Here is a 24,812-nt window from a genome sequence, read left to right as displayed (position 1 = left end):
GGGAAGTTTTTATAATAGAAGCACCTGAAAGATTCAAATTAGAAGATACGACAATATGGTCTTTTCCTGAAAGAGGAAATTGGGCTACACATTCAGGAAAATACAGAGGAAACTGGTCTCCGTATATTCCTAGAAATATCATCTTACGATATTCTAAGAAAAAAGATTGGATACTAGATCAATTCTTAGGCAGTGGCACAACGTTGATTGAAGCAAAGTTATTGGGAAGAAATGCAATCGGCGTTGATATAAATTCTGAAGCTGTCAAATTATCTAACACAAATCTAAATTTTACTTGTCAAGAAAAATCAAAAATATTCACCAAACAAGGAAATGCAAACAATTTATCATTTATAAAAGACGAAAGTATAGATCTTATTTGTACACATCCACCATATGCAGATATTATACAGTATAGTAAAGAAACCCCTGGAGATATTTCGCATCTAAAATATGAGGTTTTTTTGAAGGAACTGGAACAGGTTGCAAAAGAATCATATAGAGTATTAAAAAAGCAAGGAATATGTACATTTATGATTGGGGATATACGTAAGAAAGGCTATGTGCTACCACTGGGAATGAACTCTATGCAAAAATTTGTTGATACAGGATTTAGACTTAAAGAAATTATTATAAAAGAGCAACATAATTGTCGTTCTAGTGATTATTGGGAGGGAAGAGAAAGAAAATTCTTAATGTTGGCACATGAATATATTTTTATATTGGAGAAAGCAAACGATCATAATTCCATTTGAAATGAAAGAAATAGTCTTTGTTGAATAAAAACACATGTTTGCAAAGAAGTCTGCGATCGCTGAAATTAATGTTGATATGGCTGAAATCACATGATAGAATAACGACATAGCAATATTTTAGAAAAAATGGTTTAGAGGTTAAAATATGGCGGTCAGTTATAAAAAATTATGGAAATTACTTATCGATAGAGATATGAAAAAGAAAGATTTATGTGAGGCTGCAGGTATTAGTCATGCTTCGGTGGCTAAACTTGGAAAAAATGAAAATGTTACAACGGATGTGCTGGTGAAAATTTGCACTGCCTTAAAATGTGATATCAGTGATATCATGGAAATAAAAGAGGTTGAAAGGGAAAAGGCGTGATGGAACAAGTTTTAAAGAAAGAAAAACAGATACAGGCAAAGCCTATTATGAAATGGGCCGGCGGGAAAACCCAGATGTTAGGGGATATCATGCCTAAAATTCCTCAGAAATATGGAAAATATATAGAGCCATTTATTGGCGGTGGCGCATTGTTTTTTGCATTAAGTCCAGATAAAGCAATAATTGCAGATAGCAATCCAGAATTGATTAACATGTATCGACAAGTTGCTGATAACGTAGAGACTGTTATTTCATATCTGAAAAAATATAAAAATACTAAAGAGGATTTTTATGAAGTACGTTCGTTAGATTGGCTTAAATTAAAAAAAGAAGAAGCAGCAGCGAGAACGATTTATTTGAATAAAACATGTTTTAATGGTTTATATCGTGTCAATAAGAAAGGACAGTTTAATGTTCCGTTTGGTAAATATAAAGCTCCAAACTTTTGTGATGAAGAAAATTTATATGCTGCATCAGATGTGTTGAAAAAAGCAACTATAACATGTGGAGATTATTTGTCAGTATTGAAAGAATATGCAGAACAGGGGGACTTTATCTTTTTAGATCCCCCGTATTTACCAATTTCAGAATATTCGGATTTTAAGAGATATACAAAAGAACAATTTTATGAAGAAGATCATGTAGAATTAGCGAAAGAGGTCAAAAGATTACAGGAATTAGGTTGTCATGTAATATTGACCAATTCTAATCATCCATTGGTACATGAGCTATATGCGGATTATAAGATTGAGGTTATCCAAACCAAAAGGTATATTTCTTGCAACGGAAGTAAAAGAAAAGGCGAGGATATTATAGTAGATATTTTGCCAAAACAAAAAACTATGTTAAAAATAGTTCCGAAACCTTTACCTGAACAGGTAATGAAATATCCAGCAACTAGATATATGGGTTCTAAAAGTAAATTATTGCCTCAAATTTGGGCTGTTGCTTCACAATTCAATTTTGACTCAGTAGTGGATCTGTTTTCTGGCTCTGGCATTGTAGGTTACATGTTTAAAGTTCAGGGAAAAACTGTAATTAGCAATGATTATATGGCTATGTCAGCAACCTTTACCAAGGCAATGGTAGAAAACAATAATGTTGTATTGCCATTGGACGAGGCGAAAAAATTATTGATTGAAAAAAGAGAGTCTGATCATTTTGTAGAAGAGACATTTCGAGGCTTATATTATAAAGATGAGGAAAATAGGCTAATAGATGTTTTGCGGACTAATATTGCTGCTATTAGAGATCAATATAAGAAAGCAATTGCAATGACAGCATTGATTAGAGCTTGTACAAAGAAAAGACCAAGAGGAATTTTCACATATACTGGAGATCGGTATAATGACGGAAGAAAAGATTTGCAGAAATCTTTAGAACAGCAATTTTTGGAAGCAGTGGAAAGTATTAATAATGCAATTTTTGATAATGGTTGTGAAAATAAATCTAAACATGGCGATGCAATGGAAGTAAAAATTAAGCATCCTGATTTAGTATATATTGATCCACCGTATTATTCTCCATTGTCAGATAATGAATATGTACGTAGATATCATTTTGTCGAAGGTCTGGCACGAGATTGGAAAGGTGTCGAAATACAGGAAAATACAGTAACAAAGAAATTTAAGTCATATCCGACACCGTTTTCAACTAGAAAAGGTGCTGCGGATGCATTCGATAAGTTGTTTAAAAAGTTTTCCGACAGTATTTTGATTGTATCTTATTCTTCTAATAGTCAACCAACACAAGATGAAATGGTTGCACTTATGTCTAAATACAAAGAACATGTAGAGGTAGTTCCAATAGATTATACATATTCTTTTGGAAATCAGAAACGTGCTAAGACAAATCGAAATAAGGTACAGGAATATTTATTTGTTGGATTTAACGGAGAAGATGTATGGAAGAAAAAATAGATATCTGGTTAGTAGGAAATACTGGATTACGAAATCCAAATAGAATACAGGAAGGCTTTAAAGCATTTGCAAATTCACCGTATGTGGGAAAACTTCGTGGGAAAGAAAATGAAATTGGCTTTATGAATTTCCTTAATGACCAAGGAATTATCCAAAATGAAGCAGGTAAGGATACATCTGGTAGTCATGCTCGGAAATGGCGTTTGATGTTTTCAAAAAATGGTTTTATCTATCCACAAGTAAAGAAAAAAGATGGAGATCAAGATGAACTGGGTCAGTTAGATGATATAACACCATTTGGACGAGCTTTTTTAAAGGCAGATACATATCCAGCAGTGCAAGAATGTTATTTAAGGGCACTAAGTGTTGAACAGTTTGCTATGCCAGATGGGAATTCTTATTTTTCGCCATTGAGATGGATACTGGCGATTATGTTGGAATTAGAAAGAAGAACGGGAAGTTCCGAGATCGCCAGAATAGAATTTGCATTATGGGGTCATACGACAAATCCAAGTTATTCAATCGAAAAAGTCGTGGATAATATTTTGGATCTGCGTATTCGTAGAAAACAAGCACCGTCAAAACGTAATTTTGACAAGAAAGAAGTTGCAGAACGTGGAAAACACTATGATAAGAAATCAGATAATTTTCTTGATTACAGTGACATGAACATGCGATACTTACGTATTTCTGGAGTGCTACAGCGAAAAGGTAGGGGAATGATTATCGTCCCAGCTAAGCATATTTTGGCTGAAAAACTGGCAAAATCAACATCCAATGAAGAATCAATAATGATTCAATATAAAAGATTGTGTGAAGGTGCAGAATTACCGACGGATAATTTGGATACTGCTAAAGCTTTATTGAATGATTTAATGAAGCAGATGAAGGAAAGACATATTCTGTTTGATATTAGTGATCTACCGTTAAATACTGCAACAGAAATTAATATTGCTAGAAAAAGTTTAGAAAATCTTTTATCTCAGACAGATGAAATCCAGTATGCGAAAGAACAATGTAATCAATGGCAGGAAATAGCAGATTATATGGAGTTATTGATTAAAGGTGGAGGAAAGCGTACATACGATGATGATAATGTTATTGAAGTACCAAAAGATGAGACTCCGGCATATTTGGAGTGGATTTTATGGAGAGCTTCTTTAGCTATTGATCACATGGTCAATAAACCTTATGAAGTAAGAGGATTTAAATTAGATTCTGATTTTCTTCCAGTATCTGCCGCTGGTGGAGGAAAAGGTGATCTATATTGTGAATTTAATGATTTTACAATCCTAACGGAAGTTACGATGTCTACGTCATCACGCCAAGAAGCAATGGAGGGCGAGCCTGTAAGAAGGCATGTGTCAGATGCTGTCTTAAAATATGATAAGCCAGTATATGGAATGTTTATTGCTGTGAAAATAGATACAAATACGGCGGAAACATTTAGACATGGAATTTGGTACGCACGAGGAGATTTAAAGCAGAGATTGGACATTGTGCCACTAACATTAGCTCAGTACAGGGAATATTTTATGGCAATGTTTAGAACCGGTCATGCTAATCCAGAAAAACTACGAGAATTGATTTTGCTATGCGAAACTAGAAGAGATATTCTGAATGCACCGGGATGGAAGGCGTATATAGGAAATGCAGTTGATGAAAAAATAAAAAGAATGGAAAAAGGACCATTAGTAAGTAAAAGTAAAGAATTACCGATAGTGCCACCAGGAGCAAACATATGTCATCTGATATATGGCGAAGGACGAGTGGTTGCAATGGATGTGTATTTTCCCGAAGCAAAGGTGAAAGATAAAAAAATTCCATATTTAGTGGGGATTCCAGATGAAATTAGTTTGTATGCAGATGGAAAAACTATATTGCATGAAAGATATGGCGAAGGTATAATACGTGCATATGTGGTTGCTTTTCAAAATGAAATAATACCATTATGTTTTCCTAAAGTGTTTAGTGAGGGATGTGTAAAGATATTGTAAATGAAGGATAAAAAGTATAATTTTGCATAAGATAAGGAGTAGATAATGTATAATTATTTTAGCTGGAGATAATTCTGTTAAAATAGTTTCATTAGAAGTTGGAAATGATACGATTGAACGTTGGTATAATAGCTCTAGTAAACGAATTACAATTGAAGAAGAGATTGATGTAGAAGGAAATGGAAAAGCCTTTGAAATCAAGGGAGGAAAGTGGAAATCTTGTGTAACAGCTGTAAAAGGTAGCTGGATACGAAAACTTTACTTAATGTATAAAGATGATCTTTTTTCTGGAAATCCAAGAAACTATTTAGGGGCGGGAAAAAGAAAAAATAAAATTAATTTAGGCATTATGGACACAGTGCAAGAGCAACCAGAAAATTTTTGGGCATATAACAATGGATTAACAGCATTAGTGAATGATTATGAAATAGATGATGACAATATAACAAAGGTACATGGAATAACTATTATTAATGGAGCACAATCAACGGGAGCTATTGGAGCTGTTGAAAGCTTAAAAGAAGATTTTCTTGTGCCGATACGTTTTATTGTATGTAGTGATCCTAAGATCATAGAAGAAATTATTAATAATAACAATAAACAAAATGAAATTTTGCCATCTGATTTAAGAAGTAATGATAAACAACAAGTAAGACTTAGAAAAGAGTTTGAAAAATATCCACAACTGTATTATAGCGGTGGTAGAAGAGATAGTACAAGGGTTAGAAACAAAGAAGTCTTTGATCCATATTTGGTTGCACAAACTTTATTGGCTTTTCATGGAGATTGTGTAACTGCTTATAACTCAAAGAAATTGATATGGGACGAGGATAAAGAATACACAAATATTTTTTCGGATCAATTAACTGCAGAACATATTATTTTTGTATATTCATTGGGGAGAGCTATTGATGAATTTAAAATTAACTTAAAAAATAAGAAAGAACAAAGAACGGATATAGAAGATGATGAACTTAATTTTTTGAGTAAGCGTGGCTCTAAAATGTTATTGATATCAGCAGTAAGCACTTGTATGGAAAGCTTACTTGGAAAAAAGATTTTAGATTCTTGGAGGTTAGTGTTTAAAGATAATAAAAATTTTGATAAGTTAGTTGAAGAATGGAAAGCAATATTAGATGTTTTGATGCCATGGCATTCTACGCTTGAATCGGCAATTGTAAGTGGTTTAAAAAGTAAGGAAGCCACACAAAATGCAGCTAAACAATTGAGAGCAACGTTGACATCGTTTAGTTCAATGTATGCTCAACAATTGAAACCATTTTCAGATAGTATAAATACAGATATGTAGATAAATACAGAGATATTGTGATAACACCATGATAACAAAATCTCCAAAAACTACACGGACACAGTGGAAAATCCGGATTTTCCCCCGCAAATCACACGAAAAATCGCCATTTGCACACTGCAATACACCGGTCTGATATCGTGAAGGTGGTAGAACTGTAGGTTCAGGAAGAGTTGCAACTATCATCGAGTAATCGCTGATAAACCGCATAAATAAAGAATTTTCAGATCTTCGAGGGTTCGCCCTCGGGGGTCTTTTTTTCTGCTTAAAAATGGGTGTTGACCATATTTTGACCCTAATTTAGAGCAAAAAATGAGCTCTGACCCTACAAATGACATAAAAATCTCAGAGGGAAGATCTAAGGATAGGAGATTTACAGATAGGATATTAAGGGTACAGGGGATAAAATACTTTGACATACACGTAGATGCGTGTTAATGTGAATACAGAAAAAGGTGCTACCGATAGACGGTCAGCCCATATACTAATTGATTACAAAGGTAACCGTTAGGTTTGTGAGTCTGGGGCGGTTACTTTTGTGGTTTATTACTATCTTTACCGAATGTGTATCCGGCACAAAAGCAGGTGATGCCGAAGCCAACTACTGCAATGAAATCCATGATACTCAGGCTTAGCCCTCCTTTCCAATTCTCCCTGTAAAAGGTTTCTATGTAATCAGAGGGGCGCTGAGTGCCGGTGGCACTCGTTTAGCACCGACCGTAACGGAGTGTAGACCACAGTCCCTCTGGTGAAGGACTAACCGCCTAACGTTATGGTAGCACACATGTCCCGATTGTAGCATTCTGTAATTATGAGGGCAACACGGAAAAGTTGAAAACGTCGAAAAATAAAAAACGTTATAGAAACTTTAAATAATGTTCAAACACAATTAGATACTTTAGTTAAAGAAACTCATAAAGCAATTATAGATACTCGAGTAGCATTTGAAAAACCAGATAAGGATAATATTAAGTTTTGGAAAGGATAGCGACATGCGAAAAAAAAGTGCATTATTTTTGATTTGTTGTTTTATTATATGTTTAGTAGGGTGTGGTGAAAAAATAAAAACAGAACATTCACAGAAGAATTCTCAAGTAGAATTAACAAGTAGACAGAAGAAAATATTAAAGGAAGCGGGATTATCCACCAATTATGATGATTTGTTATCTTCACAGAGGATTGCAATCAAAAGAATTGAGGAATTATATAAGTATTTAGATAGTGAATATGATGAAGAATTTATTTATGAAGGTTATATTGCGCCAAACTCGCTACAAGATGAACAATTAATAGTTTATCCCCAAGGACTAACAGAAAGTGATATTGTAACAGTAACGGTTTCTAAGATAGATGATAAAGAGATTATAACTGATGATTATTTGAATCTATTATTAAGAGATGATTATGAATCATATATAAAAAATATTATAGTAAAATTAGTTAATTCAGAAAATGTAAAAGTATATTCAGAGATAACTGAAGTTAAAGATAAGAATAATTCGGAATATGATAACAATGTTTCTGCAATGAATAAAATCTTTATTCTCAGCACAGATGATAATAAAGAAATGCTTGACAAGCTTAATAAGAAATACAAAGAAAGTTTAGAATCTCATAAACTGTATAGTGTTAATAAGTTTTATATAATGGAAGAAAATGCATTTGAAAAAATAACCAAGTATAATTATGAGGAGTACTTGAATGATGATAATATAGTAGCAAAATTCAGATGTAGTTTATCTGAATAAAAAATTGGATCGTTAAATAATAAATGTAAAGCAAATTGAAACAAAAATAAAAAGTGTGTCTAATAGAATGTGATATATAGTAGCTGAAAATAATTTCAATAATTGGAGATTATAAATTGTAATAGCTAGATTTATAAGAATTATAATATAGAACATTGTTAAATATTATTTTGGGGAGTAAATGAAAAATTTCTACTCCCCGGTTATGGCAATTTCCAGTACAATGGTCCGGCGAATGGCAATGCCAATTACAATCCGTATGGCAATGCTCAGTATGGTGCCGGATATGGTGGTAATTATAAAAATAGCTAATTATTATTTGTATAGAAGAGACGCAATATAGAAGAAAAACAACAATATATACGTATAGATCTATAATATGGCTGGGGTATTTATCAGCTGCTGATAATAGTTGACTACGACAATAAAAATGTCGTAGTCAACTATATTTTTATGTATGGGACTTAAAATGATAAAAAAGACTAAACCTGATTTAGTGATCTGGTGTATTTACATATTTGCTGAAAATAGCCAATTCCCGCAGTGCGTCCTGTAAAAAACACCCGAAAAACACTACTATATTAGCTGAAAGGAGGCAACAGATATGGATCAGAAAAAGGTAGGTTCATTTCTAAGAGAACTGAGAAAGGAAAAACAGCTTACGCAGGAACAACTTGCAGAGCGGTTTGGAGTAACCAATCGCAGCGTATCAAGGTGGGAAACAGGAGTTTCCCATAGTTAAAGATACCACACCAAACATAACAACACCACGCTTATACGGGACTTAGCACACCCCAAAAGAACATACAGAAATCCCCCATAAGCAACAAGGTTTGCTTTATGGGGGATTTCTTGTTTTAATTGTCGTTTTTGATATTATTCAACAGTCTCAATAGAATCCACAATGCTCATTCTTGCAATAGAACGCAGAGGAATTGCCGTTGCAAGCAGGCAGGCCACAATAGAAATAATCGCAGCTTCCACAATCGCCATAACCGGAACAGCGACAAGCTGTAAAGCATCGGTCTGTGCTGCTCCGACAAAGATACAGCAGACATAGCCAAACACTGCTCCAATCACTGACGCAATGATACCGTAATAAGCGCCCTCCCACAGAAATGTTTTATAAAGGCTTGCGGCACTCATTCCAATAGCCCGCTGCATCCCGATTTCACCGACACGAGTATGAATATTGCTGTAAACGGTATTGATGATGTTCAGGATGCCAATGATACCGATAAAGATGATAAGCACCCAGCACAGCATTTTGATCTGTTCAAAGCTTTCTATCATCTCATTGCTGCTTTGGAGATAGGAAAGCCAATGTGTTCCTGGATAATTGCTGCACCAGCTATCCAACCAGCTTTCAAAGGTATCTGTATCGGCGTTATCCTGTAATGTAGGATAGACTTCTGAATAACTGTCGTTTCCGAGCAGTGAACAGTATATTTCGTCATTCACGATGAGTTGAACACCATTCGTAAAGCCATCATTATTGATTGTGATTGCTGTATCGATCAATCCTAATACAGGAAGTGTTCTGTCTCCCAGTTGAATGGTATCACCTACGGTAAGATCAGTCTGCTGAACAGTTGTATCTCCATAAGAAAAGGCAATGGGATTTTTTACAAGGCAGCCTGTTCCATCTTTCAAAGCCTGTTTATCCTGAGCAGACAAGTTAGGAGCATAGATTTGTAATTGTGCTTCATCCACATTTACAAGCTGCAAGGTTTCATGGCTCTGTACGGAAAGATCAGTTTCAAAGGGCAGTATATCACCGGCACCTGGCATAAATACAGAAAGCCGTGTAGTGGAAACACTTTCTACTGCGTCATTTTCCGCTAATGTTTTTACGGCTTCTGATGGGATGCCAACGGTTTCATTTGTAACTGCATAGTCGCTGAAATACATGTCCTGAACGGAACTGCTGGCATCAAGCAGCCCTGTAAAGCTCTGCAAGGCAACAAATACGGTAATACTCATAACCAAAGACAGAATGGTAACTGCTGTTCTTCCACGCCCTCGTTTTAGGTTGAGCCTTGCATAATAGGCTTCAAAATTACGGATGTTGCGGTTCCTTTTTATCCTGCGTTTGATTTTCACAGTCTGCCCCGACATAGCAACAGTAGGAGATACATGGGATGCGTACCGGGCAGCAGGAAAGGCAGCCAGCAGAGCAAACAGAAGTATGACTGCGATACTGGCAAAGAGCATCGGTAGTTTTACCGTACTGGCGGTGTTGATTGCAGAGTTCAATTCGGAAGTGCTGTTTGCCATGAACAGATCGGGATTGAGAAGCCCCGTAGCCGCAATCAATACACCTTTTGCCGACAATATACCGAGCAGCAATCCGATAGGAATACCGGCTCCACAGAGAATCAAAAGCTGCAAAGAAACCAAACGATAGATTTGCCCTCGTTCTCCACCAATCGCACGAAGTGTTCCGTATTCTTTGATGCGTTTTGTGATAGAGATTTTCAGAATGTTGTAGATTACCAGCCCAGCCGCCAGCAAGACCAGAACACCCACCAAAATACACGCCGCAGTCATAAATGAAAATCCCGTACCGGTATCGCTGTCTGCCGCTTCATCATAGGAAATACCAATAGCGTCAAGCAAAACCCAGTTATATTGGATATACCGTTCATCCACGTTCAAATCTTCTGCGAGAGCATAAATGATGCTTTGAAAATTTTGCTTGTCATAAGTCTTAAAATCTGTGGAATAAAGCAGATACTCTTCTGGCAACAGTTCTTCTGCGGTTCCCTCACCGACAATCCCCTCAACCGTACCAGATGCGTAGCCGATATAGCTGCTTTCCAGAATGCCCGTCAATACAAAATCAGCAGAATATTCTAACTCTGACAGCGATCCATCCATAACGGAAACACTCAAATCCAGAGAAACGGTATCGCCAATTACAGCGTCCAATCCAAGATATTGAAGCGCATCCTCCGACAGGGCAATCTCAATCGCTTCCTCTGGTAATCGTCCCTCTTTTACGTTTCCGATTGCCGGGTACATAGATAATGCGTTATCGTGATATTCCCGAAGATATAAAGATAAACTACTGTTGCCTAATGGTGTGCTGCCGATAAAGATCGTATCGCCTACATCATATAGGCGATCATCTTCATGCAGCTTTTGCGCTTGTTCCTTGCCAAGCTGATGAAAGGTTGCATAACGGTTTCCGTTCAGACCCGCCGCCTGCTGAATACGCATGGATTGCAATATACCAATAGACTGACCGATCACTGTCGTCATAATCGTGGACATGATAACTGCAACCAAGATCAGGATTGCCGTGATTTTCTGTGCTTTCAGTTCTTTCCATGCAAGAGCTAAATAAGATTTCATCTTGCTGTCACCTCCGAAAGAACACCGTCCACAATTACAAATTGCCGGTCTGCCATTCTTGCAATGCGGCTGTCGTGAGTGATGATAACAAGCGTTTTCCCCATCTTTTTCCATATGCTTTGCAGCATTTCCATAACCTCGCCGCCGCTCTTGCTGTCCAGATTTCCAGTCGGTTCGTCAGCAAAAATAATATCCGGCTTTGCGATCAGGGCGCGGGCAATCGCTACACGCTGTTGCTGACCGCCGGAAAGTTCATGGGGCAAATGGGTCAGCCGTTCACGAATACCTAACAAATCCGTAAGCTGATTTAGATATACTTCGTCCGGCTGCTTTTTGTCCAGAAGCAGGGGCATGATGATGTTTTCTTTTGCGGTCAGCACAGGGAGAAGATTGAATTGCTGAAAGATAAATCCGATGCGCCGACGGCGAAATGAGGACAGTTCTTTGTCATTAAAACGATAAATGTCTTTTCCATCGTATGTCAGACTGCCGGAAGTCGGCTTGTCCAGTCCAGACAGCAGGTGGAGCAAGGTACTTTTGCCGCTGCCAGATGGTCCCATAATAGAAATAAAATCGCTGGATGCAATTTCAAGGTTGACTTTATCCAACGCAACGACACGGCTCTCGCCGCTGCCGTAGATTTTCGATAGTTCCTTTGCTTCAATGTTCATAAAAAACACTCTCCTTGTTTATAATATAAGGAGAGTGTAAAACAGAAATCTCAAAAAACGCTCAAGGTTTCTGATTTATTTGGAAAGAAGCAGTAGCCGTTGCGCCATAACTTTTGCTGTTTTCCAGTGTAAGTGTTCCTCCATGCTTCAGACATAGTATCTGGCTGCTGTATAGCCCCATACCAAAGTGTGCGGAGTCTTCTTTCATTTTTCCAAACGGTTTCGGGCCGCTTTGTATTAACTCCACAGGATAGCCTGGCCCATCGTCTGTAACTGATAGATGCAAGAAGTTTCCTTTCCGTTCCAAATGAATTTCAATTTTACTCTTTGCAAACCGAGCCGCATTTCCAATTAGATTTTCAGCAACGGTTAAAACCAATCCATGATCTAATTGTATTGTCCCCTTATCAGGTGCGGAAACAGACGGTTCTAATGCTCCTGCAAGAATTTTTGCTGTTTCCTCTAATTCAGAATGTAGCAGTGAATAGGAATACTCGTTTATCCGCACCGGCATTTGTTCTAATCGTTGGATGCTACTCATAGCTTCTGCATACTGTTCAATCCGTAATGTATAGCTTTCCAATCTGTCAATGGCTTGTTCATCTGCTGTTCCCTGCCGCAGTAATTTTATAGTTCCCTTTAAGACCGTGATCGGATTGCGCAAGTCATGGGAAAAGGCGGCATTTAGCCTTTTCCGTTCTTCTGCCTGCCGCCACAGTTCCTGATTTGATTTCAGAAGTTCTTCGCGCATAGTATCAAAGGCGGTGCAGAGCTGCCCCAATTCATCATCAGAATGGACAGGCATAGAAAAGTCAAGGTCATGGTTCCGAATCCGTGAAATCCCATTCCGTAGCGTGGAGATCGGCTGTTTCAATTTGATATGATAATATAATATGCCGGATAGAGCCAGCCCGCCCATAGGGAGAACAATGCAGGACACAATTTGAATGATTCCAAGCATGGACAATATATTTTGCTGGGTCTCTGTGGGGGTTTCCATTTTAACGATTGAACCGTCTGCTAAAATTTCTATTCCACCGGAGGGAAAGTTGCTGCTGATTGAATTGCATATCATAAAGACTAAGCCTAACATCAGGAGAGCCACCAAAACACAGGAAGCAGATAGGACGAGAAAAGTTTTCTTTAATTCCATATTTTTCAGACGTTCCACCGATAACCACACCCCCAAACTGTATCAATATAACTGTGAAGCGTACAAGCAGCCAGCTTCGCCCGGATTTTCCTGATATGTTCCATGACAGTATCACTGTTACCCTCGCCGTCAAGTCCCCACACTGTTTCATAAATACGCTCCCGGTCAAATACCTGTCCGGCATTCAGCGAAAGCAGCTCCACAATATCAAATTCCCTTTTTGATAAAGCAACAGGTTCACCCGCCACTGTGACGGTTCGGGCTGAATAATCAATCGTCAGTTCACCAAAGAAGCGAATTGTCGCTTTATTCCTGTGTCGCTGCTCCCTCCTCAGATGTGCGGCAACTCTCGCCCCTAATTCGTCCAAATCAAAAGGCTTAATGATATAATCGTCGGCACCTGCCTGAAAGCCGATGATTTTATCGGCAGATTCGACCCTTGCCGTCAAAAAAAGAATGGGGCAAGTAATAAGCTCCCGAATTTTCTGACAAAGGGTCAATCCGTCTATGTCCGGCATATTGATGTCGAGCAGGATTAAATCGGGCTGTCTTGCTAATTTTTGAAGTGCTTCATTTCCGCAATAAGCGGTCAACACCTCATATTGAGAAGAAAAATAACTCGCCATCATATCTACAATTCCCGGTTCATCATCAACAATAAGAAGCCTTTGTTTCATGCTATCATCTCCATTTGCAATTCATAATATTTATCGTAACAGCCAAATCTCAAAAAACGCTCAAACTTTTGCCGTCAGGAAAGTATAAAATCAATAGACTGATAAATTTATTATAATATTACTCTGCTGATACAGCCAGTCCGTAAATTCTTTCGGGCTGGCTGTCTTTTCTTTTACAGCCTTTTTTCTCTTCAATGCTTCTTTCTTGAACGCTTCAAAAGCAGTCAGCATTTCTTCCAGCTGGTCAGCCGGGAATCCCGCTGTCCTCTTCGCTTTGTTGATCTTATTGCGCCAGTTCTGGCATTCATTTTTATAAAGCAGGTCATAGTTATTTTCTCTTGCCCTCTCGTCAAATTCCCGCTTGTTTTGAAGCGCCTGTGCTTTTCGGCAATTGTCGCTGCACAGCTCATACCGCTGGCTCTTTGCCAGAAAATATTTTCCACAAACCTTGCACCGCCGGAAGCAAAGCCCCCAGTCATTCAGCCTGTTCAGATAATAGGTAATCAACGGGTAGAGGGACGCATAGGCAGACACACATTCTTCTGTGCGCCGGTTGTCCGGGAACCAGAGGTCAAGCCGGGTATCTTCTGACGGTGCGCCTTTGAAATAAAGGCTGCCAGCTTGAAAATGTTTCGGTTTTCCTGTCTCCCTGTCAAAGCTCATGGTTTCGTTATGGAATACCCCGGTCAGGCTGCTCATTTTATCCATGAAGCGGTCACAGGCAGCGTTACGGTCACGGGGTTCTCTGGCAAGCAGATAGCTGTTCCAGATACGGAACGCCACATACATTTTCAGAGGGTCGTTGCTAAGATATTTCTCCCAAAGAAATTCGCTTGCCGCCTGCTCCAGCTCCGGCTGTTCCCATCGGTTGGAGTGGAGGGCTTGCCGCAGCGGAGAAAGCCCGTATAAGTTCCAGTCTCTGTCCGTGTCACGCTCAAAGTTTATCAAAAAAGTTCCCAGTGGGCGTGTCATATCACAAAGCACCTCTGCGTTTTGGCTCCCGTTCAAACGGAAGCGGATCTGCTGTTCTTCCCCAATCAAAATCCGTTCTTTCATTTTCTTCCTGTCCAGCGTCAGGACAAACAAAATCCTTTCAAAACATGGCTCATGCCGTATAAATTGATTCTCCATCCCTATCCCCTGCCTTTGTTTATGGTAATTATATAATTTAGTTATATCCATTACACTCATGGTATCGCAGAAGCATTGTTTTGTCAAGGATAGTCCGCTATGATGATTGCAGTTGGTAATTTCGTACCAAACAGTACTTTGACAAGTGAATGACCGTCCAAAAAGGATATGACCGGCAGGAGAAGTGACGCATCCGGCGCACCAATGCAGGGAAACACCGCAGGAATGGGGCAGGAAAACGGCTTTTGGGGAGAACGGCAGCAGGAAGCATTTTAACCTATTTGATTTATGGGAGGAACAGAATGAACGATAAAAAGAGATTGAACAGCTACGAGGATTTACCGCTGGTTCTGGATGTGGCGGACATTCAGCGGATTATGGGAATTTCAAGAGCGAGCGCCTATGAGCTGGTACACACACCCGGCTTTCCGGTGTTCCGCAGGGGCAGGCTTATCAAGGTCAGCAAAATTGCTTTCTTTGAATGGATGGCAAAAGGCTCCGAAACCGTACCGGGAAGCGACAAATAAGCGTGAGGTATCATTCCCTGACTGCAATACTGCCGTACTTTCCAAAGGGGCATACAGAGGGAAAAAACCTTAAAAATGATACCGAAACGCTACACCAAAACAGCCTATCTGCGTACATCAGATAGAAACGGAGAAAGGAGCCGGTTATGGCAAGAATGAGTAACAAGCGACGGCTGGAATGGTCTTTCTTCTTAAATGACCGCAGCCGTATCACTTACAACGAATTGTGCCGGAAATGCCAGCACGAATGTAAACAGAGCTTCCGGGCGGTTGTGGTTGACTGCCCGAAGTATCTTTCCAAGCGTTCCAAGAAAAAGGACAAGACTGCCGGAAACGGCAAAATCCCTTAGGAACTAAGGGCGCACTTCTATACATAGTCTAAAGACCATGTATCGTGCGTCCTGCGGAGCTTACCTCTGCCGCTGATAAAATCAGCAATCCGAGGTCTGCGTTCGCTTCGCTCCGACAAGGTGGCTACACCCCCTTGCGCCGCTAAAGCGGCTATCCCCTGTGTACCCGCCAAAAAGAGAAATCCGCTTTGCGTTTTTCCCTTTTCATCGGGTTTTATAGAAGCACTGACACACGGACTGTCTGCGGATGGTCTTTCTTTATCTTATAAGCAAAGGATGTGAGAACACGGAAAAATCTTTGGAACAGTTGAAGCAGGAATATGAAAAAAACACTGTCCTGCTGGAACGGGAAAAACGGAAAATGCAGCGTTTGAAAAACCGGCAGGCGTATCTGGAAAGCGGTTCCCGGAAACAGAGGACGCACCGGCTGATTACCCGTGGGGCAGCCGTTGAGAGCATTGTGCCACAGACAAAGGAGCTGACCGAAACGGAATTTTATTCCCTCATGGAAAGCATTTTGAATCTGCCGCAGGCGGAGCCTTTCATCCGGTCTGCCGCAGAAAACCACGCCCGTATTTCCGGGCAGGAGAAAGGCGGTGACTAAGGATAGCACTTTATCATTTTTCAATCGCACAGATCAAGCGCAGCGCCGGTCAGAGCGCCATTGCCAGCGCAGCCTACCGAGCCGGGGAGCGTCTTTACAGCAGCTACTATGGAGAAGTCAGCGACTACACCAAAAAGGGCGGCGTGATCGCTTCGGAAATCATGCTGCCGCCCCATGCGCCGGAAATATATCTTGACCGGGCGACCCTCTGGAATGCTGTGGAGAACTGCGAGAAACATCCAAAAGCACAGCTTGCCTATTCCTTTGATATTGCCATGCAGAATGAATTGACGCTGGAAGAAAACATGGAGCTGGCGAGGAAGTTCGTGCAGGAGCAGTTTGTGGCAAAAGGCATGATTGCCGATCTTGCTTTTCACAGTCCGGAGAAAGAGGACGGCGGTATCCCAAACCCGCATTTCCATGTGATGACAACAATGCGCCCTTTGAACCCGGATGGCACATGGGGACAAAAACAGCGGCGGGAATATCTTCTTGATGAAGATGGAAACCGAATCCGGGATAAAAATGGCGATTATATGTTTAATGCTGTCCACACAACAGACTGGCACGAGCCGGAAACACTGGAACACTGGCGGGAGCAGTGGGCGGCTGCCGTTAATACAAAATTTGAGGAAAAAGGACTGGATGTGCGTATCGACCACCGTTCCTATGTGCGGCAGGGGCTTGACCTGATACCTACTGTCCACGAGGGAGCTAATGTCCGGCAGATGGAAGCAAAGGGCATCCGCACCGAGAAAGGGGAACTGAACCGCTGGATTAAAGCCACCAACCGGCTCATGCAGGATGTGAGGAAGAAGATCAAAGCCCTGTTTGTCTGGATGGCAGAGGTAAAAGAAGAACTTTCCAAACCACAGACACCGAACCTTGCCGACCTGCTGATCGCTTATTACAACCAGCGCAACGCAGGGGCATGGAGCAATAAAGCCAGAACCGGAAACTTAAAGCAGTTTGCCGAAGCCGTCAATTATCTGACGGAAAACAAGCTGCTCACATTAGAGGATTTGCAGGAGCGTCTTTCCTCTGTCAGTGAAGAATTTGAAGCATTAAGCGGCTCCATGAAAAAGAAATCTGCCAGGATAAAGGAATTGCAGGAATTGATACGGGAGGGCGAGAATTACCAGCGGCTAAAACCTGTCCATACGGAATTGAACAATATCTAGTTTAAGAAACAGAGGGAGAAATTTGAAACATCCCACGATGCGGAGTTACGGCTGTTTTATGCCGCCCGCCGTATTCTGAAAGAAAAACTGGACGGAAAACCCATTGCCCTGAAAGCATGGAAACAGGAATACGCACAGTTAAAAACAGAGTATGCCGAACTGTCTCCGCAGCACAAGCCACTCCGGGAGGAAGTCATACGGCTGCGGCAGGTGCAGAACGCCGTAGATACCGCACTGCGCCGGAGGGAGCAGCCACAGGAAGTACAGAGAAAGAAACATGAGATGGAGCTATGATATAACCGGCAGCTTTACCGCTACCGGTATTTTTACGGAGGGAGCATTTGAATGTATTTGAAGCGGTGAAACAGTCTGTTACCACACGGCAGGCTGCTTCATTCTATGGAATCCGGGTGGGGAGAAACGGCATGGTCTGCTGTCCATTCCACAATGACCGCACGCCCAGCATGAAAGTGGACAGCCGCTTTTACTGCTTCGGCTGCGGGGCTTCCGGGGATGTGATCGACTTTGCCGCTTTGCTGCATGGATTGGGGAAACGGGAAGCTGCGGTCAGGCTTGCGGAGGACTTCGGCGTTTCCTATGAGAAATCCGGCAATGCGCCGCCAGATAGGAAGCGTCACAACAGGTCACAGCCCCGGCAAAAATCAGCGGAGCAGAGATTTCAGGAAACGGAACGGTATTGTTTCCGGGTGCTATGCGATTATCAGCGCCTGCTGGAGCATTGGAAAACAGCATACGCCCCACAGCCGCAGGATGCCATCTGGCATCCTCTTTTTGTGGAAGCGTTGCAGAGGATAAGCTACACAGAATACCTTTTGGATATTTTGTTATACGGAGAAATAGAAGAAAAAGCGGCATTGATCGCCGCACAGGGAAAGGAGGTGCTGCGGCTTGAACAGCGAATTTCAGAGCTTGCCGCCGGAAACGCAGGAAGCGGTCAAAAGGACGATGGACACAATGGAACCGGCGCAGACACCGGAAGAAATCCGGGAGACATTAGAGGGGACGCAGAAAGGCGGCGTGAAGAACAGCATCCGAAACTGCCTGACGGTGTTCCAGCGTGACCCGCTGTTTCGTGGGGCGCTGCGTCTGAACCTTTTGACGGAGCAGATTGACATTGTGAAGCCGCTAGGCTGGGAGCGCACCAGTACCACGCTGACCGACATGGACATGAACTACCTGCTTTTGTATCTGGAAGAAATTACGGGCTTATCAGCGAGAAAAAGGTGCAGAGCGCCATCAAGATTGTTGCCAATGAAAACCGCTACCATCCGGTCAGGGATTACCTGAACAACCTGCAATGGGACGGCACAGAGCGCATCCGTTATGCCCTGCATCACTTTCTGGGAGCCGATACGGACGAATACACTTATGAAGCCTTGAAACTGTTCCTGATGGGAGCCATCCGGCGGGTATTCAGACCGGGGAGCAAGTTTGAGGTCATGCTCTGTCTGGTTGGTGGTCAGGGAGCCGGGAAATCTACCTTTTTCCGGCTGCTGGCAGGCAGGGACGAATGGTTTTCAGACGATTTGAAGAAGCTGGACGATGAAAATGTGTACCGCAAGCTTCAAGGGCATTGGATTATCGAGATGTCGGAGATGATCGCCACAGCCAACGCCAAGAGTATTGAGGAAATCAAGTCATTCTTAAGCCGCCAGAAAGAAACCTACAAAGTGCCGTATGAGACACATCCGGCAGACCGGCTGCGGCAATGTGTATTTGGAGGGACGACCAACCGGCAGGACTTTTTACCCCGTGACCGCACCGGCAACCGGCGCTTTCTCCCCGTGACGGTGTACCCGGAACGGGCGGAGGTTCACATACTGGACGATGAAGCGGCGGCGAGGGCGTATATCGAACAGATGTGGGCGGAAGCCATGACGGTTTACCGCAGTGGGAAGTATAAGCTGTCATTCAGCATGGAAATGAACCGATACCTGAACGCCCATCAGCAGGACTTCATGCAGGAGGACACACAGGCTGGCATGATCTACGCCTATTTGGAGGACTACACCGGCGACAGGGTATGTTCCAAGCAGCTTTATGAGGAAGCGCTGGGGAACTTAAATTCCCCGGCAGACTGGGAGACACGGGCAATCTGCGAGATTATGAATACCGGCATTGCGGGCGGCATCATACAGGGCTGGGCAGCCTACAAAAGCCCGAAGCGGTATAAGAAATACGGTTCTCAAAAAGGCTGGGAGCGTGTCAACCAAGACCCGCCGGAGGGGGACGGTTTTCAGGAAATCACGGAAGAAGAAGCCCGGCAAATGGAACTGCCATTCTGAAAAGCCACCGGTTGACAGTTTGGTTAACGCTTCGGTTGACAGCCGGTTGACGGGGAAAAGCCTGATATTTGGGGCATTTCTCTCCTTTGTCAACCATGTCAACCAAGAAATCAAAGAAAAAGTAAAAAGTAATCATAGAGCGCCTATGGATTGTTTTCAAAGTCTTTTCTGCCGGTTGACACAGTTTGGTTGACATGGAGACAGTCTGCGGCTGTACACCTGCCTGACATTCCCTTGTCGGGCATATTTCATTTATGGAGGTAACTGCCTATGGCAAAAAGCAAAAACGAGAGCAATAACAAAAACAGCGGCACCCTGCTTACCGAAAAAGACGGCACCCAGTATTTTGTCATGGGGAAAGTCCGTATCAAAGTATCGGAGCATTTCGCACAGGATGGGAAGCCGCTTGACAGTCTGCTGGAAGATGTGATCCAGCACGCTGCCGCCGCTTCCTGAAAAAATACGGAATAACGACTGTCAATCAGCCCACGCTTATGATATACTTGTACCAGCGAGTATTGTATAAGCGTGGGTTGTTTCTTTTAGAAGGAGGATTTTTAACCGTGAAACAACCATACAATACAACGATTTATAACACTGCACTATATTTGAGATTGAGCCGTGACGATGAATTACAGGGGGAAAGCGGCAGTATCCAGACCCAGCGCATGATGCTTAGGCAGTATGCCGCAGAGCATGGGCTGACCGTTGTAGACGAGTACATTGACGATGGATGGAGCGGGACAAATTTCGAGCGTCCAAGTTTCCAAAGGATGATTGATGACATCGAGGACGGGAAAATCAACTGCGTTGTCACAAAGGATTTATCCCGTCTGGGAAGAAACTATATCCTGACCGGTCAGTACACGGAAATCTATTTCCCCAGCAAGGGAGTACGCTACATTGCCATCAATGACAATGTGGACACCATCAACGGAGAAAGCGAGCTTGCCCCGTTCTTAAACATCCTGAATGAAATGCACGCCCGACAGACCAGCAAAAAGGTCAAGGCTGCCATGCACACAAGATTTGCCAATGGCGCACACTATGGAGCCTATGCACCGCTGGGCTATGTAAAAGACCCGGACAAAAAAGGTCATCTTCTGATCGACCCGGAAACACGCTGGATTGTAGAGAAGATTTTTGACCTTGCCGTACACGGGAGGGGTGCCGCCAGCATTACACGGATTCTGGTGGAAGAAAAAGTACCTACCCCCGGCTGGCTGAACTATGAAAGATACGGGACTTTCGCTAATATCTACGCCGGTGCGCCCGCAGAAAAAGCCTATGCGTGGACGATTGCACAGGTCAAGAGCATTTTGAAAGAGGAAACCTACATCGGTCACAGCGTTCACAACAAGCAGAGCAACATTTCATTCAAGAACAAGAAAAAGGTGCGGAAGCCGCAGGAAGAATGGTATCGTGTGGAAAATACCCACGAAGCCATCATTTCCGAAGAAGTGTTCCAAAAAGTTCAGGAGCTGATTGCAAGCAGACGCAGACGACAGAAGAATGGCACAACGCAGATATTTTCCGGGCTGGTAAAATGTGCGGACTGCGGATGGTCATTGGCTTATGGTGTAAACAGCCAGAACAAAAATCCCTATGCACACTACCATTGCAGTAAGTACGGACAGGGATTACGCCAGTGTTCCATGCACTATATCCGCTATGATGTACTGTATGCCTATGTGCTTGCAAGACTGCAATACTGGTCTATGATGGTACAGAAAGACGAGGACAAGCTGCTGAAACGGCTGCTCAATGCCAGCGACAGGGAAAGAAACTCTGCGAAGAAAAAGCAGGCTGCGGAGCTGAAAAAGGCAGAGAAGCGTAAAGCCGAGGTTGACGGGCTGTTTGCTAAAATGTATGAGGACTGGTCTGCCGGACGCATAACCGAGTATAACTTCAATATGCTGTCCGAGAAGTACCAGAACGAGCAAAAGGAACTTGAAACAAAAATAAGACAGCTTCACGAAACGATGGAAGCCGCCGTACAGACCGCAGCGGATGCTGAAAAGTGGATTGCCCTAATGAAACAGTATGTCAACCCTGTGGAGCTGACCGCCGAACTTCTGAACACTCTAATTGAAAAAATAACCGTCCACGAAGCTGTCAAGGGCGAGGACGGAAGTCGTGAGCAGGAAGTAGAAATCTACTACCGCTTCATCGGCAAAATCGACTGACCTTTCTTTTTTACCCAACAATATCTTTAATTAAGGGAAACGGGCAGCGACATGCCGGATCTCAGTATTTTGGTGGAGCTGGCAGATTTCTATGATGTTGATATCAGGGATATCATTGATGGAGAAAGGAAGGGTGAGGACATGAATAAGGAAGAGAAAGAGAGATTGCAGCTTGTAGCGGATTATGCAGAAACTGAGAAGAATACATTGTTGATGAGGTTGCGTATATTCAGCATAGTGGGATTGGTTTCGCTCATTGCAGGACTGGTGATGTTGGTGCTTGGCGGAGATAATAATCTTCCAGTGTATGATTATTTGATGGGGACGCTTATGGGAGTTTCTATAGGTGCGTTGCTGGTTGCGGTGTTCTATTCAACCGGAGCTTTAGAAAACATGAGGAAACGGAAAAGAACGCTTATGAAAGTGCTTTTGGTAATAAGCATATTATTCCTGCTTGGAACATTCATCGCGGCAATCATAGCATCGTTATTATATATATACTGAGCATTGCGACGGGGCGCTTGCGCAAACTAAATGTAATATGCTATAATTTTTAAGGATGCAATGTGGACGATCAGTTTGTGGCATCCACATGAGCACAGATATTTTGCGTGAGATATAGTAAATGTGATTAGTGCAATCATTTTTTATGACGAAAGAATTACAATTATATATGTATAAGCCCATAATATGGTTGGGCGTATCTACCAGCTACCGATAATAGTTGACTACGACAAGGAATGCCGTGGTCAACTATATTTTTATGCAAAAATATTTGTGGAGTTAGAGGTTTATAAAAATTATAAAATTAAATTGGAGGGCGTGTGTATGAAGTATGATGTGATAATTATTGGGGCGGGACCAGGAGGAATATTCTCGGCGTACGAGCTGACAAAGCAGGCTCCGAAACTCAAGGTCGCAGTGTTTGAGGCGGGACATGAGCTAAGACGAAGGAAATGTCCGATAGACGGCACAAAGATCAAGAGCTGCGTGGGATGTGATAGCTGCTCGATCATGAGCGGATTTGGCGGTGCAGGTGCATTTTCCGATGGAAAGTACAATATCACAAATGACTTTGGGGGAAGTCTGTATGAGTACATCGGCAAGAACGAGGCCATAGATCTCATGAAGTATGTGGATGATATCAATATGGAGTACGGCGGAGAGGGAACGAAGCTTTATTCCACTGCAGGCACAAGATTCAAGACAGTGTGTCTGCAGAACAGGCTTCATCTGCTGGATGCCTCGGTCAGACATCTTGGCACGGATATAAACTATATAGTTCTAGAGAATCTGTATGCATATCTTCAGGATAAGGTGGATTTCTATTTTGACACTCCTATACAAACGGTGGAAAAGTTGGACGATGGAACATATAGTGTATGCTGCAAGAAAGGTATATTTTTCTGTGACAAATGTATCATATCCGTGGGAAGAAGCGGCAGCAAATGGATGGAGGCTGTCTGCAAAGACCTAAATGTACCTACAAAATCTAACAGAGTGGATATAGGAGTCAGAGTGGAGCTTCCTGCAGCCATATTTGCACATTTGACGGATGAGCTCTATGAGAGCAAGATAGTATACAGAACGGAGAAGTATGGAGACAAGGTGCGAACCTTCTGCATGAACCCAAGGGGAGCCGTGGTTACTGAGAATACAAATGGAATCATAACGGTAAATGGCCACAGTTATGAGGATCCTGCAAAACAGACGGATAATACAAACTTTGCGCTCCTTGTGGCAAAGCATTTCTCTGAGCCGTTCAAGGACTCCAACGGATACGGCGAGAGCATAGCGAGACTCAGCAACATGCTGGGCGGCGGAGTAATAGTGCAGAGATTTGGCGACCTCATAAGGGGACAGCGCTCCACCCAGAGCAGGATAGAGGAAGCATTCATCACACCTACGCTCAATGCCACACCGGGAGATCTGAGCCTTGTCCTTCCAAAGAGAATTCTGGATGGAATAATCGAGATGATCTACGCTCTTGATAAGATAGCCCCAGGAACGGCAAATGAAGATACACTGTTGTATGGAGTTGAGGTCAAATTCTACAACATGGAGGTTGAAGTAGATGATAAGCTCGAGACAAGATATAAGGGGCTGTATATCATAGGAGATGGCAGCGGAATAACACACTCCCTTTCACATGCATCTGCAAGCGGTGTATACGTAGCAAGAAATATTGCACATGGCGAATAAAACGAATAGATATTTATATAGAAGAAAGTTATTCAAAACAGAGTATCGTGATAGGGGTTCAAGATACTCTGTTTTTATTTGATAAATGAGTTTCAAGCGAAAATACATTTGTTTGACTGGATGGGAGAAGAATGGTAGAGTTGTAAATGGTATGAAAATAGATTTAAAGCCTACAACAAATATGAAAACAAATTTAACTGAGAAAACTATTAGTGGCATTGTATAGAAGACACTATATGATGGATTATTTTCGAAAGAAGAAAGGAAATAGGAAAATATGGAAGGATCAGTTATAAATCAGATATGCGCATCTATGGATTCATTCTTTGATACAGAAAAGAAAATAGGCGATTATATCGTCAGGAATCCCAAGAA

The 24,812-nt window shown here is 42.0% G+C and carries 22 protein-coding genes, 1 pseudogene and 1 riboswitch (1 of these 24 running past the window's edge); of the genes and pseudogenes, 18 read left to right on the top strand and 5 right to left on the bottom strand.

The window, feature by feature from the left end; translation table 11 throughout:
- Nucleotides 1–11: 11 nt before the first annotated feature.
- The 7 genes from NQ536_RS12310 (at nucleotide 12) to NQ536_RS12280 (ending at nucleotide 8,834) form a co-directional block, all read left to right on the top strand.
- Nucleotides 12–755 (top strand): TRM11 family SAM-dependent methyltransferase, encoded by a 744-nt coding sequence (locus NQ536_RS12310; RefSeq protein ID WP_155803812.1) that lies wholly within the window; start codon nucleotides 12–14, stop codon nucleotides 753–755.
- A gap of 145 nt (nucleotides 756–900) precedes the next feature.
- Nucleotides 901–1,119 carry a helix-turn-helix domain-containing protein gene (locus NQ536_RS12305; RefSeq protein WP_004850568.1) on the top strand — a complete coding sequence of 73 codons (219 nt, stop codon included), beginning with the start codon at nucleotides 901–903 and terminating at the stop codon, nucleotides 1,117–1,119.
- On the top strand, nucleotides 1,119–3,038 hold the full coding sequence (locus NQ536_RS12300) for a Dam family site-specific DNA-(adenine-N6)-methyltransferase (protein WP_004850566.1): 1,920 nt from the start codon (nucleotides 1,119–1,121) through the stop codon (nucleotides 3,036–3,038). The genes NQ536_RS12305 and NQ536_RS12300 overlap by 1 nt, the downstream gene beginning before the upstream one ends.
- The gene (locus tag NQ536_RS12295) at nucleotides 3,023–5,035 is read left to right on the top strand and encodes an AlwI family type II restriction endonuclease (protein ID WP_004850564.1); all 2,013 of its coding nucleotides are present in this window, start codon (nucleotides 3,023–3,025) and stop codon (nucleotides 5,033–5,035) included. The genes NQ536_RS12300 and NQ536_RS12295 overlap by 16 nt, the downstream gene beginning before the upstream one ends.
- Nucleotides 5,036–5,300: 265 nt before the next feature.
- The gene (locus NQ536_RS12290) at nucleotides 5,301–6,344 is read left to right on the top strand and encodes an AIPR family protein (protein ID WP_004850561.1); all 1,044 of its coding nucleotides are present in this window, start codon (nucleotides 5,301–5,303) and stop codon (nucleotides 6,342–6,344) included.
- A 944-nt stretch (nucleotides 6,345–7,288) separates the two neighbouring features.
- On the top strand, nucleotides 7,289–8,092 hold the full coding sequence (locus tag NQ536_RS12285; protein ID WP_155803810.1) for a hypothetical protein: 804 nt from the start codon (nucleotides 7,289–7,291) through the stop codon (nucleotides 8,090–8,092).
- A gap of 604 nt (nucleotides 8,093–8,696) precedes the next feature.
- The gene (locus NQ536_RS12280; RefSeq protein WP_004850551.1) at nucleotides 8,697–8,834 is read left to right on the top strand and encodes a helix-turn-helix domain-containing protein; all 138 of its coding nucleotides are present in this window, start codon (nucleotides 8,697–8,699) and stop codon (nucleotides 8,832–8,834) included.
- A 134-nt stretch (nucleotides 8,835–8,968) separates the two neighbouring features.
- Here NQ536_RS12280 and NQ536_RS12275 read toward each other — a convergent pair whose 3' ends face one another.
- The 5 genes from NQ536_RS12275 to NQ536_RS12255 all read right to left on the bottom strand — a co-directional run bounded on the left by NQ536_RS12275 (nucleotide 8,969) and on the right by NQ536_RS12255 (nucleotide 15,081).
- The gene (locus NQ536_RS12275; RefSeq protein ID WP_004850550.1) at nucleotides 8,969–11,449 is read right to left on the bottom strand and encodes an ABC transporter permease; all 2,481 of its coding nucleotides are present in this window, start codon (nucleotides 11,447–11,449) and stop codon (nucleotides 8,969–8,971) included.
- Entirely contained in the window at nucleotides 11,446–12,120 is a 675-nt protein-coding gene (locus tag NQ536_RS12270) for an ABC transporter ATP-binding protein (RefSeq protein WP_004850548.1), read from the bottom strand. The genes NQ536_RS12275 and NQ536_RS12270 overlap by 4 nt, the downstream gene beginning before the upstream one ends.
- Before the next feature lie 61 nt (nucleotides 12,121–12,181).
- The gene (locus NQ536_RS12265; protein WP_004850545.1) at nucleotides 12,182–13,273 is read right to left on the bottom strand and encodes a HAMP domain-containing sensor histidine kinase; all 1,092 of its coding nucleotides are present in this window, start codon (nucleotides 13,271–13,273) and stop codon (nucleotides 12,182–12,184) included.
- A 5-nt stretch (nucleotides 13,274–13,278) separates the two neighbouring features.
- Nucleotides 13,279–13,950, bottom strand: coding sequence for a response regulator transcription factor (locus NQ536_RS12260; RefSeq protein ID WP_004850543.1), 672 nt, complete (start codon nucleotides 13,948–13,950; stop codon nucleotides 13,279–13,281).
- 90 nt (nucleotides 13,951–14,040) lie between these two features.
- Nucleotides 14,041–15,081 carry a DUF6076 domain-containing protein gene (locus NQ536_RS12255; RefSeq protein WP_024730559.1) on the bottom strand — a complete coding sequence of 347 codons (1,041 nt, stop codon included), beginning with the start codon at nucleotides 15,079–15,081 and terminating at the stop codon, nucleotides 14,041–14,043.
- A 302-nt stretch (nucleotides 15,082–15,383) separates the two neighbouring features.
- On the opposite strand from NQ536_RS12255, the gene NQ536_RS12250 reads away from it, so the two are divergent.
- The 11 genes and pseudogenes from NQ536_RS12250 to NQ536_RS12200 all read left to right on the top strand — a co-directional run.
- The gene (locus NQ536_RS12250; RefSeq protein WP_004849793.1) at nucleotides 15,384–15,608 is read left to right on the top strand and encodes a helix-turn-helix domain-containing protein; all 225 of its coding nucleotides are present in this window, start codon (nucleotides 15,384–15,386) and stop codon (nucleotides 15,606–15,608) included.
- A gap of 146 nt (nucleotides 15,609–15,754) precedes the next feature.
- Nucleotides 15,755–15,958, top strand: coding sequence for a hypothetical protein (locus NQ536_RS12245; protein ID WP_004614949.1), 204 nt, complete (start codon nucleotides 15,755–15,757; stop codon nucleotides 15,956–15,958).
- Between the two features lie 247 nt (nucleotides 15,959–16,205).
- Nucleotides 16,206–16,562, top strand: coding sequence for a DUF3847 domain-containing protein (locus NQ536_RS12240; protein WP_004849795.1), 357 nt, complete (start codon nucleotides 16,206–16,208; stop codon nucleotides 16,560–16,562).
- Nucleotides 16,563–16,564: 2 nt separating this feature from the next.
- A complete protein-coding gene (gene mobQ / locus NQ536_RS12235; RefSeq protein WP_330360233.1) occupies nucleotides 16,565–17,743 on the top strand; it encodes a MobQ family relaxase in 1,179 nt (392 codons plus the stop codon).
- Nucleotides 17,744–18,084: 341 nt separating this feature from the next.
- Nucleotides 18,085–18,825 carry a CHC2 zinc finger domain-containing protein gene (locus tag NQ536_RS12230; protein WP_044997810.1) on the top strand — a complete coding sequence of 247 codons (741 nt, stop codon included), beginning with the start codon at nucleotides 18,085–18,087 and terminating at the stop codon, nucleotides 18,823–18,825.
- A pseudogene (locus NQ536_RS12225) lies at nucleotides 18,710–20,049 on the top strand (VapE domain-containing protein). Before NQ536_RS12230 ends, NQ536_RS12225 begins: the two are co-directional and overlap by 116 nt.
- Nucleotides 20,050–20,319: 270 nt before the next feature.
- Nucleotides 20,320–20,505, top strand: coding sequence for a hypothetical protein (locus NQ536_RS12220; RefSeq protein ID WP_004849804.1), 186 nt, complete (start codon nucleotides 20,320–20,322; stop codon nucleotides 20,503–20,505).
- A 107-nt stretch (nucleotides 20,506–20,612) separates the two neighbouring features.
- A complete protein-coding gene (locus NQ536_RS12215) occupies nucleotides 20,613–22,235 on the top strand; it encodes a recombinase family protein (RefSeq protein WP_032508026.1) in 1,623 nt (540 codons plus the stop codon).
- 51 nt (nucleotides 22,236–22,286) lie between these two features.
- Nucleotides 22,287–22,739 (top strand): hypothetical protein, encoded by a 453-nt coding sequence (locus NQ536_RS12210; protein WP_004849807.1) that lies wholly within the window; start codon nucleotides 22,287–22,289, stop codon nucleotides 22,737–22,739.
- Between the two features lie 149 nt (nucleotides 22,740–22,888).
- Nucleotides 22,889–22,986: riboswitch (purine riboswitch) on the top strand.
- 77 nt (nucleotides 22,987–23,063) lie between these two features.
- Complete coding sequence (locus tag NQ536_RS12205; RefSeq protein ID WP_044997811.1) at nucleotides 23,064–24,437, top strand: NAD(P)/FAD-dependent oxidoreductase; 1,374 nt, start codon at nucleotides 23,064–23,066, stop codon at nucleotides 24,435–24,437.
- Between the two features lie 277 nt (nucleotides 24,438–24,714).
- Nucleotides 24,715–24,812, top strand: the start of a protein-coding gene (locus NQ536_RS12200; RefSeq protein ID WP_004849812.1) for a MurR/RpiR family transcriptional regulator. The gene runs 748 nt beyond the window's last position; the window shows 98 of its 846 coding nt (coding positions 1–98); its start codon is at nucleotides 24,715–24,717; the stop codon falls past the right edge of the window.

The sequence above is a fragment of the Coprococcus eutactus genome (assembly GCF_025149915.1).
GTDB classification, from domain to species: Bacteria; Bacillota; Clostridia; order Lachnospirales; family Lachnospiraceae; genus Coprococcus; species Coprococcus eutactus.
This window is presented reverse-complemented; position numbering and strand designations above follow the sequence as displayed.